Annotated in this window: 14 protein-coding genes; 6 read left to right on the forward strand and 8 right to left on the reverse strand. The window is 68.5% G+C overall.

The features are described from left to right. Positions 1–77: 77 nt before the first annotated feature. The 5 genes from ACFPZN_RS32945 to ACFPZN_RS32965 all read right to left on the reverse strand — a co-directional run bounded on the left by ACFPZN_RS32945 (position 78) and on the right by ACFPZN_RS32965 (position 5,038). Positions 78–1,856 carry a DJ-1/PfpI family protein gene (locus ACFPZN_RS32945; RefSeq protein WP_378286197.1) on the reverse strand — a complete coding sequence of 593 codons (1,779 nt, stop codon included), beginning with the start codon at positions 1,854–1,856 and terminating at the stop codon, positions 78–80. 143 nt (positions 1,857–1,999) lie between these two features. Continuing rightward, positions 2,000–2,506: a hypothetical protein gene (locus ACFPZN_RS32950; protein ID WP_378286198.1), complete on the reverse strand. Its 507-nt coding sequence runs from the start codon at positions 2,504–2,506 to the stop codon at positions 2,000–2,002. A 76-nt stretch (positions 2,507–2,582) separates the two neighbouring features. Further along, a complete protein-coding gene (locus tag ACFPZN_RS32955; RefSeq protein ID WP_378286199.1) occupies positions 2,583–3,980 on the reverse strand; it encodes a DUF6297 family protein in 1,398 nt (465 codons plus the stop codon). Beyond that, positions 3,977–4,591, reverse strand: coding sequence for an ABC transporter ATP-binding protein (locus tag ACFPZN_RS32960; RefSeq protein WP_378286200.1), 615 nt, complete (start codon positions 4,589–4,591; stop codon positions 3,977–3,979). The genes ACFPZN_RS32955 and ACFPZN_RS32960 overlap by 4 nt, the downstream gene beginning before the upstream one ends. A 9-nt stretch (positions 4,592–4,600) precedes the next feature. Beyond that, positions 4,601–5,038, reverse strand: a complete 438-nt coding sequence (locus ACFPZN_RS32965; RefSeq protein ID WP_378286201.1) for a nitroreductase family deazaflavin-dependent oxidoreductase — start codon at positions 5,036–5,038, stop codon at positions 4,601–4,603. Between the two features lie 904 nt (positions 5,039–5,942). On the opposite strand from ACFPZN_RS32965, the gene ACFPZN_RS32970 reads away from it, so the two are divergent. Next, positions 5,943–6,539, forward strand: coding sequence for a hypothetical protein (locus ACFPZN_RS32970; protein WP_378286202.1), 597 nt, complete (start codon positions 5,943–5,945; stop codon positions 6,537–6,539). Between the two features lie 588 nt (positions 6,540–7,127). Here the strand turns inward: ACFPZN_RS32970 and ACFPZN_RS32975 are convergent. Then, the gene (locus ACFPZN_RS32975) at positions 7,128–7,670 is read right to left on the reverse strand and encodes a DUF4262 domain-containing protein (RefSeq protein WP_378286203.1); all 543 of its coding nucleotides are present in this window, start codon (positions 7,668–7,670) and stop codon (positions 7,128–7,130) included. A 585-nt stretch (positions 7,671–8,255) separates the two neighbouring features. Between ACFPZN_RS32975 and ACFPZN_RS32980 the strand changes: the two genes are divergently transcribed. From ACFPZN_RS32980 to ACFPZN_RS32990, 3 genes are all read left to right on the forward strand, one after another. Then, the gene (locus ACFPZN_RS32980; RefSeq protein WP_378286204.1) at positions 8,256–8,720 is read left to right on the forward strand and encodes a hypothetical protein; all 465 of its coding nucleotides are present in this window, start codon (positions 8,256–8,258) and stop codon (positions 8,718–8,720) included. A gap of 613 nt (positions 8,721–9,333) precedes the next feature. After that, positions 9,334–9,606 (forward strand): hypothetical protein, encoded by a 273-nt coding sequence (locus ACFPZN_RS32985; protein ID WP_378286205.1) that lies wholly within the window; start codon positions 9,334–9,336, stop codon positions 9,604–9,606. Between the two features lie 27 nt (positions 9,607–9,633). After that, the gene (locus tag ACFPZN_RS32990; protein ID WP_378286206.1) at positions 9,634–9,975 is read left to right on the forward strand and encodes a cupin domain-containing protein; all 342 of its coding nucleotides are present in this window, start codon (positions 9,634–9,636) and stop codon (positions 9,973–9,975) included. A 475-nt stretch (positions 9,976–10,450) separates the two neighbouring features. Here the strand turns inward: ACFPZN_RS32990 and ACFPZN_RS32995 are convergent, their stop codons facing one another. Further along, positions 10,451–10,693 carry a helix-turn-helix domain-containing protein gene (locus tag ACFPZN_RS32995; RefSeq protein WP_378286213.1) on the reverse strand — a complete coding sequence of 81 codons (243 nt, stop codon included), beginning with the start codon at positions 10,691–10,693 and terminating at the stop codon, positions 10,451–10,453. A gap of 1,242 nt (positions 10,694–11,935) precedes the next feature. Between ACFPZN_RS32995 and ACFPZN_RS33000 the strand changes: the two genes are divergently transcribed. After that, positions 11,936–12,307, forward strand: a complete 372-nt coding sequence (locus ACFPZN_RS33000) for a hypothetical protein (protein WP_378286207.1) — start codon at positions 11,936–11,938, stop codon at positions 12,305–12,307. 264 nt (positions 12,308–12,571) lie between these two features. Here ACFPZN_RS33000 and ACFPZN_RS33005 read toward each other — a convergent pair whose 3' ends face one another. Then, the gene (locus ACFPZN_RS33005) at positions 12,572–13,651 is read right to left on the reverse strand and encodes a hypothetical protein (protein ID WP_378286208.1); all 1,080 of its coding nucleotides are present in this window, start codon (positions 13,649–13,651) and stop codon (positions 12,572–12,574) included. A gap of 434 nt (positions 13,652–14,085) precedes the next feature. Here ACFPZN_RS33005 and ACFPZN_RS33010 point away from each other — a divergent pair, with 434 nt between their 5' ends. Beyond that, a complete protein-coding gene (locus ACFPZN_RS33010; RefSeq protein ID WP_378286209.1) occupies positions 14,086–14,346 on the forward strand; it encodes a hypothetical protein in 261 nt (86 codons plus the stop codon). The last annotated feature ends 84 nt before the right edge of the window (positions 14,347–14,430 follow it).

Raw genomic sequence — 14,430 nt, forward strand, 5'->3', positions numbered from 1 at the left:
CCGAGACGCCCTGCGCCGGCCCTACCCAATTAAGCAGCGCGGCATCGGGCAGTGCCAGGGCACAACTGTCCGCGGCGTCACGACCGGCGCGAGCGGACCACCCGCGCGGCGCCGAACACGAGGACCAGACCGGCCAGCCCGAGGAGGAGCGGGCGCAGGAGCAGCGTCCACGGCCACCCGGGACCCGACAGCCCCACCCCCGCGACCGGGTATTCGAGGATCTTCGCCGCCCACCGCGCCGTGGGGACGTCCATCGTCGAGGCCACGTCCCGCAGCCCCGCGTCGAACGCGAAGCCCGGCCGGTCCTGCAGGTACTTCACGGGCACGCCGGCGCGGCGCGCGGCCGCGGCGACACCCGGATCCGGCCTCGCCGCCGCACCGGCGCCGGGGACCAGCAGCCGGTCGACGCGGTCCGCCGCCTCCGCCACACCCGCCCGCGGGACGAACGTCAAACCGTGCCGCGACCGGATCGCGGCGGTCCCCACCGCGAGGGTCCGCGCGGCCATCGAGTGCTCGGCGTACGGATCGAACGCCGCGGCCAGCTCGATCTCCCCGACCCCGTTCGTGAGCACCACCCCCACGGTGGGGGCGTCCCAGCGGAAGCCGACATTGAGCGTGTGCAGGACGGCGTCGCCGACGGTCAGCTTGGAATCGGGAAGTGTCGCGGCCTTCCCGGGGGAGTAGTGCCGCCAGCCGATCGTCCGCGCGGCCGCCGTCGCGGCCTCGTCGCCCAGGAGCCGCTCCACCACGCGCAGCGACCCGTCCACCGCCGACAGCAGCCCGCCCGTCGAGATCACGTTCCCGTCGTCGACGTAGCGGATCCCGCGCCGCCAGTTCACCTCCGGGTGGTCCTGCTCGAACCCGGAGATGCGGTACCAGTGCGAAGTCGCGTCCCGGCCGTCCAGCAGCCCGGCCTCGGCCAGCACCTCCGCGCCCGTGCACACGCTCAGCAGCAGCCCGCGGCTCGCGGTGTCCCGGACCCACGCGGTCACGGCGGGCTCGGAGTCCGCCATGGCCGGCACGACGGTGACGTCCGGCGCCGAACCGCCCAGCCGCCGTCCCAGCTCCGCGAAGTCGAGGTCGGGGACCAGGTCCAGCCCGCCCAGCAGCGGCACCGCGCGCCGCGCGGGCGCGACGGTGTACACGTTGAACGCGCGCGTGGCCGCCAGCACCTCGTAGGAGACGAGCGCGTCGGCGATGTTGGCGCCCTCGTTGCCGACGACGACCGCGACCGTCCGTTTCGCGGGATCGTGCGCCGGCGGCGCCGCCGCGACCGTGGTGGCCTCCGGCCTCGTGTACTGGCTCGCCTCGTACGACCGCGATCCGGCGAGGTACACCGGTGCCGGGAGGAGGGCGAGCGCGAGCACCACGACCATCGCCCGTCCGGCCACCCGCACGACCCGGTCGCCCCGCCCGTGGTGGACGGCCCTGTACTCGTCCCGGCGGCGGAGCATCGCGACCAGCATCGCCGGCAGCATCAGGACGTGCAGCAGCATCATCACCGCGTCACCAGAGATGACGCCCGCCCACAGCAGCGGCAGCAGCACGACGAGCGGCGCGCACATCGCCGCCGTCATCTCCAGCGTGCCCGCCCAGCCGTGGCCGCGGTAGCGCATCCACGCCACCATGCCCACCGACATGGCGAACGCCATCTCCAGCGAGCCGGCCGTCGGATGGTCGGCGTGCGAGTAGTCGACGACCAGGCCGACGGCGCCCCCGACGACCAGCATCCCGGCCAGCATCGCCAGCACCATTTCCAGGTAGTGACCCGCGAAGCGCCACCAGCTCCCGCGCGCACCGCCGCTCTCCGGCGAGCCGGAGGCCCGTTCGTCACGTTCCAACTCGGTGGGATTCATCCCGGCGGCTCCCGGCTCGGCAATGGACTACCGAAATTCTGAGCCGACCCGCCGGACGCGACCAGTAACAGACCGCACCACCTCCCCATGCGATCCGCACAGGCTCACCGTGCGAAACGCACCGGCTCACCGTGCGGAACGCACTAGGCCGGTCTCATGCGGAGGATCGCCGAACCGTCGTCGGCCGAGACCACCGTGATGAAGAGTCCGTTGGCCGTGATGCGCGAACCCTCGACGGCCGTCCAGCTCGTGCTCGACGTCACGGACGAGTCGCCGTCCCCCGAGGCGTAACCGCCCCCGCCCAGGTCCAGGCAGCGGTCGTCGGGACCGCAGACCCGTACGGAGGTCGACTCGACCGCACCGGAATTCCGCACGGTGAACGACACGGAATCACCCTTCTCCGGCTTGACCTCCAAGGTGTCCAGCTTGAATTTCGCCGGATCCACCGGAAGCTTCGCCGGGCCGGTCACCTTCACCTCGCACGTACCGTCCTGGCACGCGGCCAGATTGGTACCGTCCGCGGCCGTGCGCGGTTCCGCGGTCGTGCTGGTGCGGTCCGGGGCCGTGCGCGGTTCCGCCCCTCCGCAACCGGCAACGAGCAGGACCGCGACACCGGCCACCAGAACGCCGAGCGGCGAGTGCGTCGCCATGGGCGCCTCCATCGCTTCTCTCAACAACACCGACGACCGGACGCTAAACCGAGTGCCCCGGGACCGGTCCCAAGAGTCAACTGCTCCTGCGGGGGAGCAGGAACACCGCCGCGACGAGCGCCCCGGACACCGCCTGCGCGACCAGAGACGGGCCGAGCGCGTGCGGCTGGGCCCACAAGGCCGACAGCACCGGGACGCAGCCGAGCGCGGCCAGGTCCACCCCGGTCACCGCCCAGAGCATCGGAGCACTGACCATGGCACCGCCGGGAATCGGGACGAGCGGCATCGAATAGTCGACCGGGCCCCGCCGCGCCATCCGCAGCGCGCCGGCGGCCAGAGCGGGCGCGGCCGCGGGGCCGAACAGCCACCACGGGCCCGCGCCGAGAGCGCCGACCACGACGAGCCCCGTCAGCGCGAGGGAGAGCCAGGCGCCGCCCACCAGCGCGGGCAGCAGAGCACGCGCCGCCAGGGCGGCCCGGACGCCGACACCCGACAGCCGCACCAAGCTCGGATCGTCCACGTCCCGCCGCGCACCCGCCGTGCACGCCGCGGCCGCTGCGAAGGCCCCCACCGCCACCACCGCCACCGTGACGACCGTGATGCCGCCCCCGGCCCGCGCCGTCAGCACCGGGAGCACGACACCGGCGGCGAGCAACGCCCACCGCCCCGGACGGCGCGCCAGCCGCCGCCAGTCGGACCAGGCCAGCACCAGCGCGCCCGGAAACCGCCGCGGCCACGGACGCGACCGCAGCCTCCGGCGGCGCCAATGCTCGTCCTCGGCGATCCAGCTCAACGCCGAAGGATCCACAAGGAACGCCGCCGTGACCACCCGCCCCGCACGCGTCGAGGCGTCCAGGATGCTCCGCGCGGGGACGCGTTCGAGCGCCGCCCACGCCAGCCGCACCAGCACCGCGGCGACGGCGGCCGCGGGCACCCCGGCGAGCGAAGCCGGCGGACCGGTTCCCAGCACCGCCGCGAGCACCGCCAGCACCACCAGCGCGACGATCACCCCCAGCAGCCACACGTCCCACGCCGGGGACGCCTGCGCCAGCACCGCCACCGCCATCCCGCCGACCGTCGCCGAGATCCCCGTGACCCCGGCCGTGAGCACCCGCAGCGCGAACTGGTCGCGGACGCCGACCGCCGACAGCCCGCCCACAGCCAGAATCAGCCCGGACGCCAAAGCGACCGCGACCAGGACGCCGACCGTCCTCCGCAGCACCCCGCGCCGGGGAAGCGGCGACAGCACCCGCCACGCCGCGTCCGCGGCCGAGGTCGCGACCGGACCGAACCTGCGAACCAGCGCGAGATACCCCGCGTAAGCCAGCAGGACCAGCGCGACGCCCGCGCCGACCCTGGACGGGTCCACCGGCCGCGCCAGGCTCGACAGCACCGCCCCCAGCATCGGCAGGAGCAGCATCGCCACGGTCGCGAACGCGAAGGCGGCGCTGTACCGGTCCGTCCAGGTCCTCACGACGCCCGCAGCCTCAGCTCACGGGCACCGGTGGCCGCCACCAGATCCGGATCGTGCGTCGCCATCACCACGGTGCCGCCCTCCCGCGCGTACCCGGCCAGCGTCGCCGCCAGCCGCGTCCGGAACGCCGGGTCCAGCCCGCGCTCCGGCTCGTCCAGCAGAAGCAGCCTGCTCGGCCTGATCAGCGACATGGCCAGCGACAACCGCTGCCGCTGGCCCGTGGACATCGCCGTCGGCACCCGGTCGGCCGCCTCGTCCAGCCCGAACGCCGCCAGCGCCGCACCGACCTCCATCCGCGCCGCGCCGTGCACCGAGGGCATCAGCTCCAGATGCTCGCGCACCGTCAGCCCCGGATACCAGGCGGGCTCGTCCTCCAGCAGAACGACGTCGCGCCAGAACCCCGGCTCGTCCACCGGAGGCCGGGCGAACACCGCGATATCCCCCGACACCCCGCCCTGGAGCCCGGCCAGGCACCGCAGCAGCGTCGACTTGCCCGCCCCGTTCTCCCCGGTGACGGCCACGATCTCGCCCCGGCCCACACGGAGCCCGACACCCGCGAGTACCTGGCCGCCCCCGAGCTCGACTCCCACATCCCGAGCCTCGACGATCATCCCCGCACTCTACGCCCGCACGAGGGCTCCCAAGAGAGCACTCCGCGCCGATATGCCGGCGCTTCGCAGGGCCGGCGGCAGCTCCGCGGAATCGATGGGAATGACACGAGGATCGGTCAGCCGATAACGTCGGCCCCGATGCCTCACCCCGGCCGAACCGGCGGCCTGGACGTTGCGCACCCAATCCGACTCCGCGCCGTAGTTCAGCATCACCGATATCGTGCCGCCCTCGACGAAGGCCATGACCGGGGTCCGGTAGCTCCTCCCGGACTTGCGGCCCGTGTGCTCGATGAGCGCGAAATAGGGCAGGTGAGGGGCCCACAGCCGCTGGATCGGATTGGTGACGCGCCGGTTGAACCGCGCGACGGCGCGCATCCTGCCGAGGCCCAGAACCGACGAGATCCGCACCGCCACCGCGGCGACCGCGACCGGAAACCTCTCCGCCACTCCGACCCCCCAGCGACTCGACACCGTCAAGCAAACACCCTCGTCTGCTTGTTGGGAAGGGCGGCCCGGATCGTTAGCCAGACACGGATGGAGCCGCACGGGGCCGTCTACCTCGCACACCGAAACCTCTGACGCCACCGTGGCCGATCCGGAGGACGACCACGACCCGGCTGGTCGTTGAGTCCAGGCCCGACGCGAAACCTATGCCCAAACCGCTCCTCACGAACGTTCTCCGCAAGGAAGCGGTGTAGTTCGCCTTACTGGTCGTGCTCGAAACGCTCTCACCCCTGGAACGGGCGGTGATCGCCGCGGCCCTGGACAAGAACGAGGCGGCTGGCATCACGAGCACGCACACACGTCCGCCGCTGGCGCGCCGCCGCCCAGTCGAGCGCGGGCACCAGCGGCGCCCTTCCCGCGGTGATTGCGTTCAGCCGCTTCTCTCCGCAGGCACTTCGTCCTGGCAAGAGGGGTTCCGCCCTGTGACTGCCACGACCGCGTGGCCATCCAAGCCTTGGCCGAGCGCGACCGCCCGCCTGTCCCGGCGATCGCCCAGGAGAACGGACCAGGAGCGTCTTCACCAGACCGTCCACCTGGCAGGCACGCATGTCCGCCCAGATGCGCGAGCTCAGGCCATTCATGCCCATCCGCGTGAGGCGAACCGCAGACCGCTCGCCATCCACGACCAGCAGTCAAGGACGACAGGCGCCCGTCCGTGAGGAGGCCCCACACCTAACGTCGCTCGGCCCGTCACGGTGGCCACGCCGATCGAGCCTGGCGGTCGACGAAGTGCGGGCCGTTCTCAAGGCGGCGCAGGTGAGCCGTTGTACGCCCCCGACTCCGCGGCGGAAGCACCATCACCGATGCGGCACCCTGTTGACCAGCCGGACGAAGGGAGCAAGATCGCGTGGGTGATGTCCAGGGCGACCTTGAATTGCGACCCGACCTCCGGGCAGGACTGGTCATGTTGATCGCCATGCTGGTGGCCACCGTGGGCATCGTCGCCGCGATCCTGATCGGCGACGCCCCGGCGGTGTTCGCCCCGATCGTGGGCGGCCTGTTCGCCGTGCTGATCATTCTGGCGACCGGGGCCCTTCTCAGTTCCCGCATCATCCTGACCTCGAACGAGATCATCGTGCGATGGCTGTTCATCCGTCAGCGTCGGTCACGCCCGCGCGTCACGGAGGTGGTGCGCGCGACCATCACCGCACCACGCGGATCGCCCGGCGAAAGCCTGTTCCTGCTCGACGCACACCGCAATCTGCTCATCAGAGTGTCCACCGGCGCCTACAGGCGCGAGGACCTCGACCGGCTGGTCAAGGCGCTCGGCGTGCCCTGCGACGGCCCCGACCACCCCGTCAACGCCAACGAGTTCGCCCAAACCTACCCGGGCCTCGTGTCGTGGGCCGAACGGCATCCCTACCGGATCGCGTTCGCGGTCGCCGGTGTCATATGCGCCGCGGTCATGGCGTTGGCGCTCGTGTCGATCGCGACAGCATCCTGACCCGTCACAACGAAACACGGTCCACGACCCCGCGCCACAGGGCCAAGCTGGTCAAGGTCACAACGCCCGCAAGGTCATTCACGGTCGACCAGGCGCGAGACACCCTCGGGCCGCCGGCGAACGGCTCAGGGCGCTGTACGTCCTGGCGCTCTGCCTCATCCGTTCGAGATCGAGGCGTGCCGACCTGTGCCGGTAGTGCGGGCAAGGCGCCACGCTGGAAGTCGTACAGACGTCCAGGGGGTTCATCCGCCCCAAGACCGACGACAGAACACCGAACGGGCCGACGACTGAGAAGATCACGCTCATCGAGCCGGAATCTTCGCCGAAGCCGACACCGCGACCGCGACGCCGCCGGACCGGCCGGGATCCGCTTCCAAGACATGCGTCATGGAGGACGGAAGATTGTCGGGCTCACTGACCATGATGATCCACGCTCACACGGCCCTTGACGAGAAGCTGTCACCGTTGCTGGCGGGTATGGCTGTGGGCCATGCCGGTAGGCAGCGTGCTTGACGAGGTCGGATTCGGATCCTGGTTCCGCTACCAGATGATCTTGTTGAGCCGCTTGCCCGGCCTGTCGGCGCTTGCTCAAAGGTCTTGGGTCCAGACGCCCTTTGGGTGGGCGGTGGGGGTGAGCCACAGTTGCGGTTGCAGCCTCCGGTAGGGCACGTCGCTTTCTGGTTGCCAGGGGAAGAACCCGTCATGGTCGGGCCAGACGACCTGTAGAAGCGGGAAGGGCGGTCGACGATAGAACATGATCGCGCTGCCGAAGAAGGTCCGGTACCACCTCAGGTCGACGGCTTTGAGCATGACGGGGTGGTTGTCGATGACCTCATGCCGGAGTTGGCCGGCCTTGACGGGGCGTCCCTTGAGGGCACGTTCGGCCAGCCCGTTGAGGCCGTCCTTCATGTCATAGATATCCAGACCGAACATGGCGAGCTCTGGGATCCCGTGGGTGTGCCATAGGCCGATGGTGAAGGCCCAGCCCGGACCGACATCGTCCGTGGGGATCATCATGACCTGCCAGCCGTGCTCGTGGATCTGTGCGATGGTTTGCGCGGTCATCGGTTCGATCTCATCGCCGTAGTCATGGCAGAGAAGGCAGCGGCATGGGGGCTGGTCACGCGACATGGCCGTCATGATATTTGGCGAACTCGGACGGACCGCGAGATCACTCAGGCCTGACCATCGGCTGCCCTGGTGATGGCGTTGCTGTCACCAGAAAGACCCAGGCGATGATCGCTCGGGGTCTTTGGGCTGGCCAGAACTGTGGGCAGGGGGCTTGGCCGAACCGCCGACCTTCCGCTTTTCAAGAACAACAACCGCCTGCCTCCTCCCCTTCACCCGACCTTGGACGGCGGTTGAGATGTGTTGGTGGTGGCTGTTGCCGTCACTACGCACGCCGACATTACTGATGAGTAGCGGCATGTTTGTCGGTCAGTTTGGACGGCACTCGAGGGGCTGAACGCCCCGAATATCGGTGAGAAGTAGCAGCACCCGGCGGCTCGACTATTCACCTAACGTGTTCAAGTGATTGCTAAGAGACGTGTGGCCGCTGGTTTGGAAGGGTCTGGACCGCCGGGTGCAAGCATCTGCGGCTCCCGGACGCCATCGCTATCTGGGGTTGTCGAGCGAACTGGCCGGCCAGAGCCTTGAAGATCGTTAAGCTGCGTCAGGCACGTAGGCTGCGGCTGCAGCGCTGATAAGGAGTCGCCAATGATCACCGACCCGACGATCATACGGATCGGACAGGGGGTGGAGTTGCATCACCACCAAGGTCAGCGTGAAGCTGCTCGCGAGTTGTTCGCGCAGATCTGGGACGATATCGGCGGCGAGCAAGGCGACCCGTTGCATGTTTGTGTCCTTGCCCATGCGATGGCCGACGTGCAGGACGACGTGCACCAGGAGCTGATGTGGGACATGCGGGCGCTTGCCGCCGCCGATCTGGTCACCGATGAGCGGGTGGCGCAAGCTGGGGTGACGCTTTCAGTGGCTGGCTTGTATCCGTCGTTGCACCTCAATATGAGCGAGTGCTATCGCAAGCTGGACGATTTCGGTCGCGCTCGTGAGCACCTCCAGCAGGCGCGCGCCGGAATCGGTGCACTTGGCGACGACGAGTATGGGCAGCTCATCAAGGGTGGCCTAGAGCGGTTGGCTGAACAGTTGGGTGACGCCACCTGACCGCGCCCCGGCGTCTCGCTGCTCCTGCACCTGGGCACCGCGCCGAACGTCGTCCGGGAGATCGTTGGGCACAGCGACATTGAAGTGACCATGACGATCTACGCGCATACCCCGCTCGACGACAAGCGGGCGGTCTTGCGGAGACGGAGGATGCCTCGGCTGAGGACGTTGTCGTCAAAACGCCCCGGGCCCTGTGCCTCCGGGGCGTTTGTGTTGCTTGGTGAGTCGGAAGGAGCGGGGGCGATCCGTCGGTCTTCCGCTCTCCTCAGGTCTGCGGACCACCGTTCCGGGCAGTGCCGGTCAGATTGAGTCCCTGGTCAATGGACCATCGGCCAGCGCCTGTCACAGCATAAACGGAGCAGAACTGAGACGGCCTGACGGTTGAGCCCCTCAGTGTGACGCGCAGCGATCTGCGACGCGGGTCGAGCGGCGCTAACTGGCGTAGTCACCGTCAGGCGATGACGAGCCCGATCAAGGTCCGCGGCGACTGTCCGCACGAACCCAAGAGTCCCTTTTCGGGGCGCCGACGCCGACACTTGACCTCAACCAGAGTCGAGGTTCTAGGGTCCGGATCGACTGGCGGGAAGTCGTCCACGGCGCTTAGGAGCAGGTAGTGATCGTCACCATCGCCAGGGTCACCGACCCCGATCGGTTCCTGGAGGTCTTCGAGACCGTGGGTGCGGAGAAGCGGCGGGAGCACGGCTGCCGGGCCGCCCGGGTCTATTTCGATCCCGACGACGCGCACCGGGTGTGGTCCGTCTTCGACTGGGACGCGAAGGACTACGACAGGTTCCTCGCGGATCCAGACATCCCGGCCATCGCACGAGAGCTCGGGATCCAGGCGCCGCCCGTGCACGTCGTCGCCGCGACCGAGCTCGACGCCTGACCACTACGCAGGGAGAGAGGTGGCGGCATGGCTGTCACGCCCTCACGGGCCCGCAGGTTCAGCTCGGCGATCGGCGACGACGCCGTCCGCTTCGGCGACCGGATCCTCATTGCGCCCGCCCTCGGTAAAGAGGCCGGCGGGTCGATGAGCGCCTACTCGGCGTTCTTCCACGCGGGGGCGCGTGCCGATCTGCCGGCCTCCTACGCGGAGGTCTGGGTGGTGCTCAGCGGAGCACTACGAGTGGGCGCCGAGAGCGACGCCGTTACAGTACGCGCAGGCGACTTCGTGCACGTTCCGGAGCAGGCGCCGGGGGTCGTCGAGGCCCTTGAGGACACCAGGATGGTCTGCGTGTCGGTGCCCGCTCATTGAGGAGGGCGGAGGTCACTGAGTTCGTGAGGCGCTGATCACGCGTGATTCAGAAGGGAACCCGTTACAGGAACGGCGCAACAGAGCCGGGAGCGCGAGCACGTCGGCACGGTATGGGAAGACAGTGAGCGGATGTTCGCTCAGAAGAACCGTCGGCCGATCGACCCGACGATGGACCGTAACGAATGGAAGCCTGCTCACCGTCACCGGAGTACGGCCCGGGTGGACCCTTGACCCCCGTCACACCGCAGCGATGGCGCTGCTGCAACTCGGCGTTCCCGAGCACGCCGCGATCGAGGCCAGAAGTAGCCGCACGGAGCTATGGGAAGCGGTACCAGCACATGACGGCGGTGCTGCGGCAGGACATCGCCACCGCGGGGCCCAGCTGAGACGGGCGGTGGAACCTGCTGACGACCGTCCAGCGTTTCCGCTGGGCAAACCTGGCGCATAAGGGGACGAACCGCCGACCTTCCGCTTGTCAGAATTGGCCACCACCCCGCCGCCGCTCCGTCGACGTTGCCGTCCCCCGGTCGATGCTGTCAGGCGACCTTGATCGAGTGGACCCCACGCTGACGGTGACGTCCACGTGACCGCCAAGTGCGGTGGCGTAGGCGCGGAGCGTTTCCCGTTCCATGGCTTCGAGGTCGTCGTTCTCGATCTGAGAGACGCGGGACTCGGAGACGCCGAGGATCGCGGCGACCTCGGCTTGCGTCTTGCCGATGGTCCGCGGAGTTCCTTGAGGTGGTGGCCGTCGACATAAGCGTCCAGCTCGGCGCGAGCCTGGGTCTGCTGCTCGGGGACAGCCAGTTCAGGGTTGCGACGACGTGCTTCTGCCTTGATGTCCTGCCAGCAGCATCCGGTGCTCTTTGTCCGGTTCCTCATCCTTTGCAGCCTGGCACTGGGCGTAGCGGGCTTTGGCCAAGGGGATGGACGGGTCCTACCAACGGGACCACTGCCCGGCGTTGTCCCCGCCCACTAGGGAGCTCGCGGCACGCTCTGAGTCAAAGACGAACAGCATGCGGCAAGCCTCTGTGCGCCGATGTTGTTGTACGAACCTGGTCCTACCCTGCGGGGAGCGCGCCGGCCACGACGACGGTCGGGCAAGGCTGCGCTTCCCCCCATAGCCGGGCCACCTGGGGTGAGATGGGTCAGTGTCCGGTCTGTGAGGCTTGGCAAGCGCTTCTTTCGCACGCCGTAAGCCAGATCGGTAGTTCAGAGAACACGACAGCGACGACAAGGGCGCCGTACAGGTGGACTTGGGGAGCCCAGCCGGTGAAAGGGACTCATCGACTCCCGGAGTCCGGGCTGCGGTAGCCGGGCTCGGTTGGTGTTACAGCACCTTCGACAGTGCCCGCACGAAGGGCCGGTCGACAGCGAGACCTACAACCTGCCGTTCGAGGAAGGACGTACTTCGTCGATCGAGGTGTGCCAGCGAGCGAGCAACGGTGACCTCGCGGGCTGCGGGGCCAGGCAGTACAACCTCGTCGCCTGATTGGCGGAGTGCCGTGGGCCAGTGTCCCGGCGCTTCACGCGCCGTCCCTGGGCAGCGCGCTGTTCGTACGTGGGTGGGCTCAGTCCCGTAGGCGGCGGCCTCGAGCAGCTCTGTCCCGGCCGGGTCACCCGGCGCATTCGGTGGGGAGTGAGTGTGGCCATGGTGTCGCCAGCCCGATCTGAGGCCGCCAACGGCGGCCGGATCAGGACAGCGGTTCTCTGCCCCCTGGTGATTACCGCTGGTGAACGGCTTGGGAAGGCATCAGACACCCTCCGTAATTGCATTATGAGCACTCAACGTAATTAAGTGATTGCAAGCAGCTATGGAAACGCTGAGTCGTTCCATGGACACTCTTCGTGTACGAAACACTGACCTTCCCTCGTCTCTCACGTTCACTGGTGTCACGATCGCCGGCGTCCCAGTGGCAACCGTCAACGCCTGAGGCACAGGGAACCCACCAGAGGAGAGCAGATGCGTGTGAAGCGGACCACCGCCCTCACCCTCGCCGTCCTGGCGACCGGGGCCTGCCTGGCCACGGCCGGAGCCGCCAGCGCCCAGCCCGCCCGATCTCCCGCACAGGCGCCCGCCAAGCAGTCGACGGCGCTGCCCCCGGGCTGGCAGCTGGTGACCCTGCCCAACGCGAACGTCCCCAACTTCCAGCGTCGCACCCTCTACTGCCCCGGCACCAAGAGGGTTCTCGGCGGTGGCGCCGAGGCCCGGGGCAACCGGGCGATCCTGGTCGGCTCCTTCCCCACCGACGACGGCCGGGGCTGGATCGGTCTCGGCCGCCAGGACGGCTACAACGACGTGGGCATCAGCGTCTTTGCCATCTGCGCCGACTGACAGCGCGCATGCTCCGGCCCCGGTCACGCACCACGACCGGGGCCGGTCCCGTTTCCAACGGTCTCGAGACCCGTGTGCGACAGTGCGCCCGCTGCTGTACAACAACGGCACTCAACAAAGGATGCACGTCAGTCGCTGCATACGAGCCCGGTCGCTGTCACAGGCCCCCGGGGCCTGGTGGCTCCGGGGCGTTTGTGCTGCTCGGTGAGGTGGGCAGGGGCGGGGTCGAACCGCCGACCTGCCGCTTTTCAGGAGTAGCGGTTGTCAGCTCAGCAGTCGGAGGCGCGGGGCGATGGTTTCCAGGAACCAGGCGGTGAATTCGTCGGTGGGGTCGAGTGCTGCGCGGGCCATTGATGACCAGTCCTCGTGGTGGAGGACGGCCACATAGCGGTTCAGAAGGTCGGTCCGGTGGTCTGGCGGCAGGTTCGGGGTGGTGAGGTCACTTTTGAGGAGGTGGTGGGCGATGGAGGCAGCGGTGAAGTAGCGGTCCAGGGTGGGGTGCTGGCGGGCCAGGTGGGTGACGTGGGCGTCGAGGACACGACGGATCGAGTGGTAGCCGTTCCAGGTCATGCCCATACCGCTGTTGCCGGCCATGATGTGCAGGAGACGGCCGGTGTGGTCGATCAGTTCGTCGTCGGGATCGTTGGCTGTGATCGCCTCGTGGACGTCGGCGGCAAGTGCGACGTCTCCGACGTAGTAGCCGTTGAGGGCATCGCCGTCCAAGGCACGGCGCAGGAGCCAGGGACGGGCTGAACGGCTGCCGACTTGGCAGAGGGCTTCGACGATGTAGACGCGCCCCCAGCCGGCGGTTCGTTCGGCGAGCCACAGGAGTGACTCGCTTCCAGCCTTGCGCCGTTTCAATGCAATCGCGGCGAGTGGGCCGAATGTCTCTGACAAGAGGCCGATGTGTCGGATGAGGTCGATGTCGCCGTCCCAATCGGCGGCGAGTAGTGCGGGCCCGATCAGGGCGGAGCATCGGTCGGTGCTGTGGCGGACCAGCCATCGGCCGGTTTCCTGGGCTCGTTCTCGATCGGCGCGCAGCGCGGCGGCAGTGATGTGGTCATTGCGGTGGATGGGGACGTCCACGTCGTGGAAGGCCCAGACCAGTTCATCCGGTGTGGCGTCGGGGCGGGCGAAGAAGGCGTCCAGGAGGGCGGCCGCAGATGCGCCTTGGCGACGCTGGTCGCGTGGCCATGAGTTCCGTGTGCGATGAAGGCCGCTGTCCGGATAGGGCTTGCCGTCTTCCGAGAGGGCGACATCGGGATGGAGGCGGTGAAGCTGCAGAGCGTGTTCGTACAGGCTCTTCTGATTTCCGAGCAGTCCGGGCTCGGGGGTCTCGTTCACAGGCGGACGGAGCACTCGATTCTCTCGATCATGCGCACAGCATATGTCAGACGGAAATCCGTTGATGCGGCCTCGGCTACAGCCAGACGCCGATACCGACGCCAGTACGAGCAGAGTCAGTCCAACATCGCGGCCGAACGCCCGCATCCAGACGACTGCGGCGGGATCCAGACGAGCCGCGACATCAGCGCATGCCGAGAGTCTTGGAGGTCAGGCGGCCACTGTGCAGTGGCCCATGCCGACCGTGATGCCGCAAGGCGGACGGTCGTTTCGCTGTCAGGGCTGCTGTCAAAAGGCCCGGAACCGGTCACGGTCCGGGCCTTTTGGCTGTTCAGAGAGGTGGGCAGGGGCAGGGCCGAACCGCCGACCTTCAGCTTTTCAGCCATAGCAACGCCCCTGCCGGGTGGGAGTCGGCCGAGGTTGTACGGCTGGCGGTGTGCGTTCGTGCCTGGGGCTGCTGGCTGCTGTTGCTGTCAGTCTCCGGCTCGTCGACCTCGGTATTTCAACCGACGGACGTGTCGCTCGTGCTGTCCGGCTCGGCGTCGCTGGACGCGGTCGATGAGCAACGTTTACGGGTCGGCTGCCAGCTCGTACAACTCGACCTCGAACGGGTCAGCGTCGTACTCGATGAGACGAGCCAAGGCCGCCCGGTCCCGCTAGCCTCGGGCTTTCACCGGGCGATGGGCCGGGAGTGACCGTTTAGATAAGAAAAGTGCCTCTGTGCTGGGAGGATAGGGCTTGTCGAAGGTCCTGTCCGTACCAGTCCAGAAGGCACTTTT

The organism is Actinomadura rugatobispora (assembly GCF_042656285.1).
GTDB classification, from domain to species: Bacteria; Actinomycetota; Actinomycetes; order Streptosporangiales; family Streptosporangiaceae; genus Spirillospora; species Spirillospora rugatobispora.

Bases quoted from the DNA above. Each gene is read 5' to 3' on its own strand.
- ACFPZN_RS32945 (WP_378286197.1), bottom strand. From the start codon at position 1,856: ATGAATCCCACCGAGTTGGAACGTGACGAACGGGCCTCCGGCTCGCCG.
- ACFPZN_RS32950 (WP_378286198.1), bottom strand. From the start codon at position 2,506: ATGGCGACGCACTCGCCGCTCGGCGTTCTGGTGGCCGGTGTCGCGGTC.
- ACFPZN_RS32960 (WP_378286200.1), bottom strand. From the start codon at position 4,591: ATGATCGTCGAGGCTCGGGATGTGGGAGTCGAGCTCGGGGGCGGCCAG.
- ACFPZN_RS32975 (WP_378286203.1), bottom strand. From the start codon at position 7,670: ATGTCGCGTGACCAGCCCCCATGCCGCTGCCTTCTCTGCCATGACTAC.
- ACFPZN_RS32980 (WP_378286204.1), top strand. From the start codon at position 8,256: ATGATCACCGACCCGACGATCATACGGATCGGACAGGGGGTGGAGTTG.
- ACFPZN_RS32990 (WP_378286206.1), top strand. From the start codon at position 9,634: ATGGCTGTCACGCCCTCACGGGCCCGCAGGTTCAGCTCGGCGATCGGC.
- ACFPZN_RS33000 (WP_378286207.1), top strand. From the start codon at position 11,936: ATGCGTGTGAAGCGGACCACCGCCCTCACCCTCGCCGTCCTGGCGACC.